Here is a 12061-nt window from a genome sequence, read left to right on the forward strand (position 1 = left end):
GGCGCGCCTGTCGGCCGCCGCCTCCACGGGCGAGAAGCCACCGGGGGCGTTGATGCGCGCGATCTCGGCCAGTTCGTTCAGCGGCAGCTCGACCACGAGGGCGCCGGCGGCCGACAGGCGCGCCAGGGCACGCTCGACGGCCCGCCCCACGGCCGGTTCGGCGCCGTCGAACATCAGCGCACGGGGCACCGCCAGACGCAGTCCGGCCACGCCGTCGCGGCGGCGCACGGCCAGCGGCGCGTCGGCGATGGCACTGTCCATGGCGAGGCAGTCTTCCACCGTGCGCGCCATGGCGCAAACGGTGTCCAGCGAACGGGCCAGCTCGAAGGCACCGTCGCGGGGCGTACGGCGCTGCGTGTTCTTGAAGCCCACCAGCCCGCACAGCGCGGCCGGGATGCGGATGGAGCCGCCGGTGTCCGAACCCAGCGCGCCCACGGCCAGTCCCAACGCCACCGACACGGCCGCACCGCTGGAGGAGCCGCCCGGGATGCGCGCCACCTGCGCATCGGCCGGGTTGCGCGGCGTGCCGCGGTGCGGGTTGATGCCCACGCCGGAGAAGGCGAACTCGGTCATGTTGGTCTTGCCGACGATGGCCGCGCCCTGCCGCCGCAGGCGGGCGACCGCCGCGGCATCGCGCGCGGCGGGCGCCTCACCCTCGCACACCACCGAGCCGGCGAGCGTGGTTTCGCCGGCCACGTCGTAGAGGTCCTTGACCGACACCGGCAGCCCGGCCAGCGGCGGCAGCGGCACGCCGGCGGCCTGCATCGCATCCGCATGGCGGGCGGCGGCGCGTGCGGCCTCCGGGTAAAGGCGGGTGAACACATGGGCCGCCTCGGGGGCCGACGCGCCGTCGAGCACCTGCTCGATCAGCGCTTCATGCGTGAGCGCGCCAGCGGCGATGCGCTGGCGCAATTCGGCGAGAGGGGGAAGAAAAGTCATGCGGGCGTTTCTAGCACGCCCCTGCTTGCCTCGGTGGCCCAACGGGCCCCGCGCGGCCCGGTGCCGCTCAGTCTTCGCGCCCCGCCGGCTTCGCGCTCACGTCGCTGACGTCGGCACCGAAGCCGCGGCGGCCGGCGGGCACCAGTTCGCCCCGGGCACGGGCCGCCATCTCGTCGGCCGCGGAGCGGGCAGGCTTGCGGGCCTCGGCCGCGGCGCGGAAGCGCTCGAAGCCGGCACGCGGGTCGAAGCGGCCGCCAAAGGCGGCCGCCCCCAGCGGCGACACGGGCTTGCCGGTGAGCCGCGCCCAGGCGCTGTGAACCATCCAGCCCAGTGCCAGCAGCAGCGCCACCACGGCGAGGCTCGCCGCGAAGACGAGGCCGAGGAACACGAGGACGAGACGGATCAGGAAGTTCATCATGAAAGCTTAGTCGACCGGCATCCGCGAGGGTTCCGCATCGATACGAATTGAAAAGAAGCATCGGCCGCCGACGCAGCCAAAAAAGAAGGCCCGCGCCCCGATGGGGCGCGGGCCAGGGGCGACATCCGCGACACGCCGGGCCGCCGCGCGATCTCAGGCCGCGGCCTCGGCCGCCTCGCCCGCCTTGGCGAAGTGGAAGGCGCCCGGCTCGCGGATCGGGTCCACGGTGACGCGCACCTCGTCCTTCGGCCCGAAGCGGCCTTCCAGCAGCAGCTTCGACAGCGGGTTCTCGATGCGCTGCTGGATCGCCCGCTTGAGCGGCCGCGCACCGAACACCGGGTCGAAGCCCACCTTGGCGATCTCGGCCAGGGCGGCCGGCGCCACGTCCAGGCCGATCTCCAGCTTGGCCAGGCGCGCCTTGAGCACCTCCAGCTGGATCGCGGCGATGGCCTCGATGTTCTTCGCGTCCAGGCCGTGGAACACCACCGTCTCGTCGATCCGGTTCAGGAACTCGGGGCGGAAGTGGTTGCGCAGCTCGTCCCACACCGCGTCCTTGACCTCCTGCTGGTCGCGTCCCGCCATCGCCTGGATGATCGGCGAGCCGATGTTGCTGGTCATCACGATCACCGTGTTCTTGAAGTCCACGGTGCGGCCCTGGCCGTCGGTCAGGCGGCCATCGTCCAGCACCTGCAGCAGGATGTTGAACACGTCCGGATGGGCCTTCTCCATCTCGTCGAGCAGCACCACGCTGTAGGGCTTGCGGCGCACGGCCTCGGTCAGGTAGCCGCCTTCGTCGTAGCCCACGTAGCCCGGGGGCGCGCCGATCAGCCGGCTCACCGAATGCTTCTCCATGAACTCGCTCATGTCGATGCGGATCAGGTGGTCCTCGCTGTCGAACAGGAAACCCGCCAGCGCCTTGCACAGCTCGGTCTTGCCCACGCCCGTGGGGCCGAGGAAGAGGAAGGAGCCGGTCGGCCGGTTCGGGTCGGACAGGCCCGAGCGCGAGCGCCGGATGGCATTGGCCACCGCGGTGATGGCCTCGTCCTGGCCCACCACGCGCTCATGCAGCTTGTCTTCCATGCGCAGCAGCTTCTCGCGCTCGCCCTGCATCATCTTGGACACCGGAATGCCGGTGGAACGCGAGACGACCTCGGCGATCTCTTCGGCGCCCACCTCGGTGCGCAGCAGGCGGTTGCCGCTGCCCTTGCCGTCGGCGCCGGCTTCCTTGTCCTGGGCTTCCTTCAGCCGCTTCTCCAGCTCCGGCAGGCGGCCGTACTGGATCTCGGCAACCTTGTTGAAGTCGCCCTTGCGGGTGGATTCCTCGATCTGGAAGCGCAGCTTGTCGATCTCTTCCTTGATCTGCGCCGAGCCCTGCGCCGCAGCCTTCTCGGACATCCAGATTTCTTCCAGGTCCGAATACTCCTTCTGCACCTTATCGACCTCCTGGTCGAGCAGTTCGAGCCGGCGGATGGAGGCCTCGTCGGTCTCTTTCTTCATGGCCTCGCGCTCGATCTTGAGCTGGATCAGGCGCCGGTCCAGCCGGTCCATCTGCTCGGGCTTGGAGTCGATCTCGATCTTGATCTTGGCCGCGGCCTCGTCGATCAGGTCGATGGCCTTGTCGGGCAGGAAGCGGTCGGTGATGTAGCGGTTGGACAGCTCGGCCGCCGCCACGATGGCCGCGTCGGTGATCTCCACGCCGTGGTGCACCTCGTACTTCTCCTGCAGGCCGCGCAGGATGGCGATGGTGTCCTCCACGCTGGGCTCGCCCACCAGGATCTTCTGGAAGCGGCGCTCCAGGGCGGCATCCTTTTCGATGTACTTGCGGTATTCGTCGAGCGTGGTGGCGCCGATGCAGTGCAGTTCGCCGCGCGCCAGGGCGGGCTTGAGCATGTTGCCGGCGTCCATGGCGCCCTCGGCCTTGCCGGCGCCGACCATGGTGTGGATCTCGTCGATGAAGACGATGGACTGGCCCTCTTCCTTGGCCAGCTCGTTCAGCACGTTCTTCAGCCGCTCCTCGAACTCGCCGCGGAACTTGGCGCCGGCCAGCAGTGCGGCCAGGTCGAGCGAGAGCACGCGCTTGCCCTTGAGCGAGTCGGGCACCTCGCCCGCCACGATGCGCTGGGCCAGGCCCTCGACGATGGCGGTCTTGCCCACGCCGGGCTCGCCGATCAGCACCGGGTTGTTCTTGCTGCGGCGCTGCAGCACCTGAATCGCGCGGCGGATTTCCTCGTCGCGGCCGATGACCGGGTCGAGCTTGCCGATGCGGGCCCGCTCGGTGAGGTCCAGCGTGTACTTCTTGAGTGCCTCGCGCTGGCCTTCGGCGTCGGCGCTGTTGACCGACTGGCCGCCGCGCACGGCGTCGATGGCGGCCTCCAGCGACTTGCGGGTCAGGCCGTTCTGGCGGGCGATGTCGCCCACGCTGCCCTTGGCATCGGCCACGGCCAGCAGGTAGAGCTCGCTGGCGATGAACTGGTCGCCGCGCTTGATGGCTTCCTTCTCGGTGGCCTGCAGCAGCCGGCCCAGTTCGGGGCCGACCTGTACGCCGTCGGTGCCCTGCACCTGCGGCAGATTCTTGACGGCCTGCTCGGCCGCCTGGCTGAGCCCGGAGACGTTGACGCCGGCCCGCTCGAGCAGCGGACGTGGGCCGTCGGACTGCCGCAGCATGGCGAGCAGCAGATGCACGGGTTCGATGTAGGCGTTGTCATTGCCGAGGGCGAGCGATTGGGCATCGACCAGGGCTTCCTGGAATTTGGTGGTGAGTTTGTCTTGGCGCATGGTGGTGCAAAACCTCCGTATTGGGAGGGAGATTGGGCCCCCGGCCGGCGATTCAAGCCCGGCGCGGCGTCAAACCACGTGCTGGCTCAAAGTTCGCTTCTGATCCATTGGTGAAACCGTGAACCATTGCGACAACAACAGGCCCGAATCCTGCATGCGTTTTGGGTACCCTCGCCTTTTCTCTGGAGCTTCCCCATGTCCCTTCCGTCTCTCTCCCGCCTGGGCCTTGTGCGCCGCACCCTCGCCCTGGGCGCGCTGCTGGCCGTGGCCGGCATCGCCCAGGCGCAGACCAGCACGCCGATCCGCCTGCTGGTCGGCTTTCCGGCCGGCGCCGGCACCGATGCCCTGGCCCGCACCATCGCCGACAAGCTCAAGGACGAACTGGGCGCGCCGGTGGTGGTCGAGAACCGCGCCGGCGCCGGCGGCCAGATCGCCGCGCAACTGCTGAAGAACTCGCCGGCCGACGGCCACACCTTCTTCGTCTCACACGACCACACGATCTCGATCCTGCCGGCCGTGACCAAGAACCCCGGCTTCAACCCCGCCACCGACTTCACGCCCGTGGCCGGCATCGCCACCTTTGCCAACGTGCTGGCCGTCTCGGGCGGCACGCCGGCCAACAACATCCAGGAGTACGTCAACTGGGTCAAGACCAAGAAGGACGGCAAGGACTCCATCGGCGTGCCGGCGCCCGGCTCCATCCCCGTGTTCCTGACCCAACTCATCGGCAAGAAGTACGGCATCGACGTGCAGGCCGCGCCCTACCGCGGCGGCGCACCGCTGCTGGCGGACATGATGGGCAACCAGATCGCCGCGGGCATCGCCGGCGTGCCCGACCTGATGGAGCTGCAGCGCACCGGCAAGGTCCGCGTGGTGGCGGCCGTGGGCGCCAAGCGCGATCCGCTGCTGCCGCAGGTGCCCACCTTCACCGAACTGGGCTTCGACAACCTGGCCGACTATCCCTGGTACGGCGTCTTCGCGCCGGTGGGCACGCCGCAGCCCGTCGTCGACAAGTTCGGCGCCGCGCTGCAGAAGGTGCTGGCCCAGCCCGACACCAAGAAGAAGCTCAGCGACATGGGCCTGCACGTCAACTACGAGTCGCAAGGCCAGTTCGCCGGCCGCGTGCGCAGCTACACCCAGACCTGGGAAGGCATCATCAAGGCGAGCGGCTTCCAGCCGCAATGAGTGGACGAGGCCCGCACAGGGCCTCGCCGCGCCGGAGCGAAGCAGACGCGGCCCTGGCCCCACCAGCCCCCGGCGCAACGCCGCGGGGCTTTTTTGTCGCCCGCGGCATCGATCCGGGGCACAACGCCCCATTCCTCAGGCGTTGGGCAGGTGCAGGCCCCAGCGCGCCAGCGCGTCGTCGTCGCTCACGCGGGCATCGACCCAGCGGGCCCCTTCGGGCGTGGACTCCTTCTTCCAGAACGGCGCCTGCGTCTTGAGGTAGTCCATCAGGAACTCGCAGGCCTGGAAGCTCTGGCCGCGGTGGGCCGAGACCACCGCCACCATCATGATCTGGTCCGTGGGCGCCAGCGGGCCCACACGGTGCACCACCCGCGCGCCCAGGATGTCGAAGCGGCGGTGCGCCTCGTCGATCATGGCCTCGATGGACGACTCGGTCATGCCCGGATAGTGCTCCAGCGTCATCGCCGCCACGGTGCTGCCCTCGCTGTGGTCGCGCACGGTGCCGACGAAGGAGCACACGGCGCCGATGCCCGCCTGGCCGGCCCGCAATTGCGCCACCTCGGCGGAAAGGTCGAAGTCCTGGGTCTGGATGCGCACGCGCGGGGCAACGGTCATGCGCACATTCTGCCGCGCCGCCGTTTAGACTCGCGCCCCATGGCCCTGCGCATGCTCTCGTCCCCGAACGCCCGGCGTCCCGCCGGCGGCAGGACGCCGCACGCCGCGGCCAAAGCCAAAAAAGTCCAGCTCATCTGACCGGAGCTGCGGCTGCCGTCGTCGGATGAGCGACACGGCAGCCGGGGGCCGCAGCAGTGGCCCGCCCGTTTCCCCGCACGCACATCCTTCGCCGGTCCGTCCTCGGTCGGACCCCTCGTTGCCAAGGAAAAAGCACGTGCCGTCCCTTCCCTCCTCTTCCGTCGCCGACCCCACCCCGCCCGACTTCTCGGGCCTGTGGGTCGCCCTCGTCACGCCCTTCCGTGCCGATGGCGCGGTGGACCATGCGGCCCTGGCCGCCCTGGCGCGGCGCCTCGCGGCGGCGCCCATCGCCGGCTTCGTGGTCTGCGGCTCCACCGGCGAGGCGGCCGCCCTCGACGAGCCGGAGCAGGACGCGGTGCTGGCCACTGTGGCGGAGGCCGCGCCGGGCGTGCGCCGCATCATGGGCGTGTCGGGCCATCACCTGGGCCGCACGGCGGCGCGGCTGGGCAGCCTGGCGGGCGCCGGGCTGGCCGGCGTGCTGCTGCCGGCGCCGGTCTACATCCGTCCGTCGCAGGCCGGCCTGCTGGACTGGTTCGGCCAGCTGGCGGACCGGAGCCCGGCGCCGGTGCTGATCTACGACATTCCCTACCGCACCGGCAGCACGCTCGCGCGCGAGACCTTGCTGGCGCTGGCCGCCCATCCCCGCATCGCCGGCATCAAGGACTGCGGCGGCGACGCGGACAAGACCCGCGCCCTGATCGCCGACGGCCGCTTGCAGGTGCTGGCGGGCGAGGACGCGAACATCTTCGCGACGGTGGCCGAAGGCGGCGCCGGCGCCATCGCGGCGAGTGCCCACGTGCACACGGCCCGCCTCGCCCGCGTGATCGCGCTGCTGCGCGACGACCGGCTGGCCGAGGCGCGGGCGCTGTGGCAGCCGCTGCTGCCGCTGATGGAGGCGCTGTTCGCCGAGCCCAATCCCGGCCCGATGAAGGCGCTGCTGGCGGCCCGCGGCGAGATGGCCGCGGTGTTGCGTGCGCCGATGACGGCGGCGAGCGAGGCGCTGTGCGCCCGCCTGCAGGCGCTGGATGCCGCGGTGGACGCGGCGGGCTGATCGTGGCCTGTGGGCGGACGCCGTGGGCGGTCGGTGCGCGTGGAGGCGGCCCGGTCTGCAGGCTCAGCCGCCGGTGACCGGCGGGAAGAAGGCGACCTCTGCGCCGTCGCGCAGGGCGGCGTCCTCCTTCGCCATCAGCTGGTCGACCGCCATGCGCACCGCGCGGCCGCGCGCCAGTGCCGAGGCGTAAGGCTCGCCGCGCGCGATCAGTTCGTCGCGCAGCGCGCCGAGCGTCGCCGCGGTGGTCTGCGCGCTTTCCTCGCCGCGCCCGAGCGTCTCGCGGATCGAGGCGAAGTAGCGCAGCTGCACGGTCTTGTCGCTCATGCCAGCCACGCCGAGAAGGGAATGAAGCGCACCGTGTCGCCGGCCGCGATGGCCTGGCCGCCGGGGTTGTCGATCACGCCGTCGCCCCACACGGTGGAGGTGAGCACGCCCGAGCTCTGGTTGGCGAAGAGTTCGAGCCGGCCGTCGGCCCCGATGCGCGCGCGCAGGAACTCGCGCCGCCGGTCGGGCCGCGGCCAGTCGAAGCCCGCCATCATCTGCACCGCGGCCGGCACGGTGTGGCGCGCGCCCAGCAGCGCCATCAGGAAGGGCCGCACCAGCAGCAGGAAGGTCATGAAGCTCGAGACCGGGTTGCCCGGCAGCCCGCAGACGTGGCACAGGTCGCGCCCGCCTTCTTCGATGGCCGGCCGCGCGATGGTGCCGCAGGCGAAGGGCTTGCCCGGCTTGATGGCCAGCGCCCAGTGCTCCAGCGTGCCGAGCGACTGCACGGCGGCCTTCACGTGGTCTTCCTCGCCGACGGACACGCCGCCGGTGGTGATGATCAGGTCGTTCTGCGAGGCGGCGGCGCGCAGGCCGTCGATGGTGGCCTCCAGCCGGTCGGGCACCAGGCCCAGGTCCTGCACCTCGCAGCCCATGCGCAGCAACAGCGCGCGCAGGAAGAAGCGGTTGGAGTTGTAGATGGCGCCGGGCGGCATGGCCTCGGGCGCGATGGTGCCGGGCATGACCAGTTCGTCGCCGGTGGAGAGCATCGCCACCCGCGGCCGGCGGCGCACCGGCAACGTGGCGAAGCCGATGCTGGCCGCCAGGCCCAGGGCCTGCGGCGTGAGGCGCTGGCCGGCGGTCAGCACCACGCTGCCGCGCTGCACGTCCTCGCCGGCGCGGCGGATCCATTGGCCGGCCTGCGGCACGGCCTGCACGCGCACCCGGCCCAGGCTGCCGTCTTCGGCCAGGGCTTCGGTGTCTTCCTGCATGACCACCGCGTCTGCACCTTGCGGGATGGGCGCGCCAGTGAAGATGCGCGCCGCCGTACCCGCTGCCAGGGGTTCGCCGGTGCTGCCGGCCGGGATGCGCTGCGCCACGCGCAGTTCGGCGCCCGGCGCCGCGCAGTCGGCCGTGCGCACCGCATAGCCGTCCATGGCGCTGTTGTCGGTCGGGGGCACCGTCAGCGCGGCGATCAGGTCCTTCGCCAGCACGCGGCCGTCGGCGTCGAAGGTGTTGCAGTCCTCGATGGCGGCGAGCGGCTGCGCCTGGGCCAGCAGGCGCGCGAGCGCCTCGTCCAGCGGCATCAGGGGGCGGCGACCGGCGGGGTTGGCGTTGGCGTCAGGCATGGTGGTCGGGCTCGTAGACGAAGCGCTCGCCGCTGGCGAGCAGCCATTGCGCCACGCCGGCCGCGTCGTCGAGGTCGAACATCGGCAGGCCGGTGGGCTGCGGCAGGTTGTCTTTCGTGTCGGTGGCGATGGCGCACACGGCGCCGTCCTGCGGGTAGAGCGCCGGGCGCGGCGCCTGGCCCGGCTCGATGCGGCGCATGACCTCGATCTTGGGCAGGTCGCAGTGCTTGAAGCCTTCGACCAGCACCCAGTCCACGCCGTCCCACAGCTCGGCCAGCAGGCGGTGCACGTCCGGCTCGGCCGGCTGCTCGTATTCGCGCATCAGCGCCATGCGCCGGTCGGAGGCGACGAGCACCTCGAAGGCGCCGGCCTGGCGGTGGCGCCAGCTGTCCTTGCCGGGATGGTCGATGTCGAACTTGTGATGCGCATGCTTGATGACCGACACGCGCTGCCCGCGCTGGCGCAGTTCGGCGATGACCCGCTCGACCAGCGTGGTCTTGCCCGCCCCGGAGTAGCCGGCAAAGACCACGACCTTCATGCGGCGCAATGCTCGGCGATGTAGCGCTTGACCTGCTCGGCATCGGCCGGCAGGCGCACCACGCGTTTGGGCAGGGACTCGATGCCGTCGAACCTGGCCGGCCGGTCCGGCTCGCGGCCGAGGGCTTCGACGATGGTGGCGGCGAACTTGATGGGCAGCGCCGTCTCGAGGACGACCATGGGCACGCCCGGCTCGACGTGCTCGCGCGCCACCTTCAGGCCGTCGGCCGTGTGGGTGTCGATGAGCACGGCGAAGCGCTCGTCGGTGTCGCGGATGGTCGCCAGACGGTCGGCATGCGTGCTGCGACCGGAGCGGAAGCCGAAGCGGCCGGCCGCATCGGCGAAGACTGGGTCGGTGCTCAGGTCGAACTGGCCCTCGCGCGCCAGCGCGTCCTGGAACAGCGCCTTGGTGCGCGCGCCGTCGCGGCCCAGCAGGTCGAACACGAAGCGCTCGAAGTTGCTGGCTTTGCTGATGTCCATGGACGGGCTGGAGGTCTCGTGCGTGTCGGCGGCGCCGCGCACGCGGTAGACGCCGGTACGGAAGAACTCGTCCAGCACGTCGTTCTCGTTGGTGGCCACCACCAGCTTGCGGATCGGCAGGCCCATCATGCGCGCCACGTGGCCGGCGCAGACGTTGCCGAAGTTGCCGGAGGGCACGGTAAAGCTCACCTCGCCGCCTTGCGGGCCCGTGGCCTCGATCCAGCCCTTGAAGTAGTACACTACCTGGGCCAGCAGGCGCGCCCAGTTGATCGAATTGACGGTGCCGATGCGGTACTCGCGCTTGAAGGCCAGGTCGTTGCTCACCGCCTTGACGATGTCCTGGCAGTCGTCGAACACGCCGGCGATGGCGATGTTGTGGATGTTGGCGTCCTGCAGACTGAACATCTGCGCCTGCTGGAAGGGGCTCATGCGGCCGTCGGGCGAGGTCATGAAGACGCGCACGCCCTTCTTGCCCTTCATGGCGTACTCGGCCGCGCTGCCGGTGTCGCCGCTGGTCGCGCCCAGGATGTTGAGCTGCTCGCCGCGGCGGCCCAGTTCGTACTCGAACAGGTTGCCCAGCAGCTGCATCGCCATGTCCTTGAAGGCGAGCGTGGGGCCGTTGGACAGGCCCTCGAGGTAGACGCCGTCTTCCAGCTCGCGCAGCGGCGTGATGTCGGCGCTGCCGAACACCTCTTCGGTGTACGTCTTCGCGCACAGGGCGCGCAGGTCCTCGGCCGGGATGTCGTCGATGTAGAGCGAGAGGATCTCGAAGGCCAGTTCGTGGTAGGCCAGCGTGCGCCAGCGGGCCAGCATGTCCGCATCGACCTGCGGATAGCGCTCGGGCAGGTACAGGCCGCCATCGGGCGCCAGACCTTCGAGCAGGATTTCGCAGAACTTGCGGGGCGTCGGGTCGCCGCGGGTGGAGAGGTAGTTCATCGCGTCGTGGTCAGCGCAGTTCTTCCTTGCGCAGGCGCACCACCGGTGCCAGCACCGTGGGCAGCGCCTGCAGCTCGGCGATCACGCTGTCGACGGCGCCTTCACGCGCGTCGTGGGTCAGGATGATCAGGTCGGTGTCGGTGGAGCCTTCGCCGCCCACATCTTCGGCCTCGCGCTGCAGCACGGCGTCGATGCTGATGCCGGCCGTGGCCAGCAGGCCGGTCACCTTGGCCAGCACGCCCGCCTGGTCGGCGACGCGCAGGCGCAGGTAGTAGCTGCTGGTGACCTCGCTCATCGGCAGCACCGGCAGGTCGCTCATCGACTGCGGATGGAAAGCCAGGTAGGGCACGCGGTGCTGCACGTCGGCCGAGTGCAGGCGGGTGATGTCCACCAGGTCGGCGATCACGGCACTGGCGGTGGGCTCGCTGCCCGCGCCCTTGCCGTAGTACAGCGTGGTGCCGACGGCATCGCCGTGCACGACGACGGCGTTCATCGCGCCTTCCACATTGGCCAGCAGGCGCTTGGCCGGCACCAGCGTGGGATGCACACGCAATTCGATGCCCTTGTCGGTGCGGCGCGTCACGCCCAGCAGCTTGATGCGGTAGCCGAGCTGCTCGGCGTACTTGATGTCCTGCGCAGCCAACTGCGTGATGCCCTCGACGTAGGCCTTGTCGAACTGCACCGGCACACCGAAGGCGATGGCGCTCATCAGCGTGAGCTTGTGGGCGGCGTCCACACCTTCGATGTCGAAGGTGGGGTCGGCCTCGGCATAGCCCAGGCGCTGCGCTTCCTTCAGCACGGTGCCGAAGTCCAGGCCCTTGTCCCGCATCTCCGACAGGATGAAGTTGGTGGTGCCGTTGATGATGCCGGCGATCCATTCGATGCGGTTGGCCGTCAGGCCTTCGCGCAGCGCCTTGATGATCGGGATGCCGCCGGCCACCGCGGCCTCGAAGGCCACCATCACGCCGCGCTGGTGGGCGGCCGCGAAGATCTCGGTGCCGTGCACGGCCAGCAGCGCCTTGTTGGCGGTGACCACGTGCTTGCCGGCCGCGATGGCCTCCAGCACCAGCGCCTTGGCGATGCCGTAGCCGCCGATCAGCTCGATCACGATGTCGATCTCGGGATTGGCGATCACCTCGCGCGCGTCGCCCACCACCTTCACGCCATCGCCGACCACGCGGCGCGCGCGCTCGGTGTCGAGGTCGGCCACCATGGCGATCTCGATGCCGCGGCCGGCGCGGCGGCGGATCTCTTCCTGATTGCGGCGCAGCACCTCGAAGGTGCCGCTGCCCACGGTGCCGATGCCGAGCAGGCCGACCTGGATGGGTTTCATGGATTCAGTCGTCATAGCGGGTCACTCCCTCTTCGTTCATCTGG

11 protein-coding genes are annotated in these 12061 nt (G+C 70.4%); 2 read left to right on the forward strand and 9 right to left on the reverse strand.

The window, feature by feature from the left end; genetic code table 11:
• The 3 genes from NS331_RS03255 to clpB form a co-directional block, all read right to left on the reverse strand.
• Positions 1-939: amidase family protein (locus NS331_RS03255; protein ID WP_058640625.1), on the reverse strand; the 939-nt coding region annotated here is incomplete at its 3' end.
• A gap of 67 nt (positions 940-1006) precedes the next feature.
• Positions 1007-1354, reverse strand: coding sequence for a hypothetical protein (locus tag NS331_RS03260; RefSeq protein ID WP_242873633.1), 348 nt, complete (start codon positions 1352-1354; stop codon positions 1007-1009).
• Positions 1355-1510: 156 nt separating this feature from the next.
• Positions 1511-4132, reverse strand: a complete 2622-nt coding sequence (gene clpB, locus NS331_RS03265; RefSeq protein WP_058640586.1) for an ATP-dependent chaperone ClpB — start codon at positions 4130-4132, stop codon at positions 1511-1513.
• 195 nt (positions 4133-4327) lie between these two features.
• Here clpB and NS331_RS03270 point away from each other — a divergent pair, with 195 nt between their 5' ends.
• Complete coding sequence (locus NS331_RS03270) at positions 4328-5317, forward strand: Bug family tripartite tricarboxylate transporter substrate binding protein (RefSeq protein ID WP_058640587.1); 990 nt, start codon at positions 4328-4330, stop codon at positions 5315-5317.
• A 135-nt stretch (positions 5318-5452) separates the two neighbouring features.
• Here the strand turns inward: NS331_RS03270 and NS331_RS03275 are convergent, their stop codons facing one another.
• Complete coding sequence (locus tag NS331_RS03275) at positions 5453-5932, reverse strand: molybdenum cofactor biosynthesis protein MoaE (protein WP_058640588.1); 480 nt, start codon at positions 5930-5932, stop codon at positions 5453-5455.
• A gap of 274 nt (positions 5933-6206) precedes the next feature.
• On the opposite strand from NS331_RS03275, the gene dapA reads away from it, so the two are divergent.
• The gene (gene dapA, locus NS331_RS03280) at positions 6207-7121 is read left to right on the forward strand and encodes a 4-hydroxy-tetrahydrodipicolinate synthase (protein ID WP_058640589.1); all 915 of its coding nucleotides are present in this window, start codon (positions 6207-6209) and stop codon (positions 7119-7121) included.
• A 63-nt stretch (positions 7122-7184) separates the two neighbouring features.
• Here the strand turns inward: dapA and moaD are convergent, their stop codons facing one another.
• From moaD to NS331_RS03305, 5 genes are read right to left on the reverse strand one after another with little or no spacing between them, the layout of a single operon-like run.
• On the reverse strand, positions 7185-7445 hold the full coding sequence (gene moaD / locus NS331_RS03285) for a molybdopterin converting factor subunit 1 (RefSeq protein ID WP_058640590.1): 261 nt from the start codon (positions 7443-7445) through the stop codon (positions 7185-7187).
• Positions 7442-8731 carry a molybdopterin molybdotransferase MoeA gene (locus NS331_RS03290; protein ID WP_058640591.1) on the reverse strand — a complete coding sequence of 430 codons (1290 nt, stop codon included), beginning with the start codon at positions 8729-8731 and terminating at the stop codon, positions 7442-7444. Before NS331_RS03290 ends, moaD begins: the two co-directional genes overlap by 4 nt.
• On the reverse strand, positions 8724-9269 hold the full coding sequence (gene mobB / locus NS331_RS03295) for a molybdopterin-guanine dinucleotide biosynthesis protein B (protein WP_058640592.1): 546 nt from the start codon (positions 9267-9269) through the stop codon (positions 8724-8726). Before mobB ends, NS331_RS03290 begins: the two co-directional genes overlap by 8 nt.
• Positions 9266-10684: a threonine synthase gene (gene thrC, locus NS331_RS03300; protein ID WP_058640593.1), complete on the reverse strand. Its 1419-nt coding sequence runs from the start codon at positions 10682-10684 to the stop codon at positions 9266-9268. Before thrC ends, mobB begins: the two co-directional genes overlap by 4 nt.
• Positions 10685-10694: 10 nt before the next feature.
• Positions 10695-12017, reverse strand: coding sequence for a homoserine dehydrogenase (locus NS331_RS03305; protein ID WP_058640594.1), 1323 nt, complete (start codon positions 12015-12017; stop codon positions 10695-10697).
• Between the last annotated feature and the right edge of the window lie 44 nt (positions 12018-12061).

The organism is Pseudacidovorax intermedius, from assembly GCF_001476815.1.
GTDB classification, from domain to species: Bacteria; Pseudomonadota; Gammaproteobacteria; order Burkholderiales; family Burkholderiaceae_C; genus Xenophilus; species Xenophilus intermedius_A.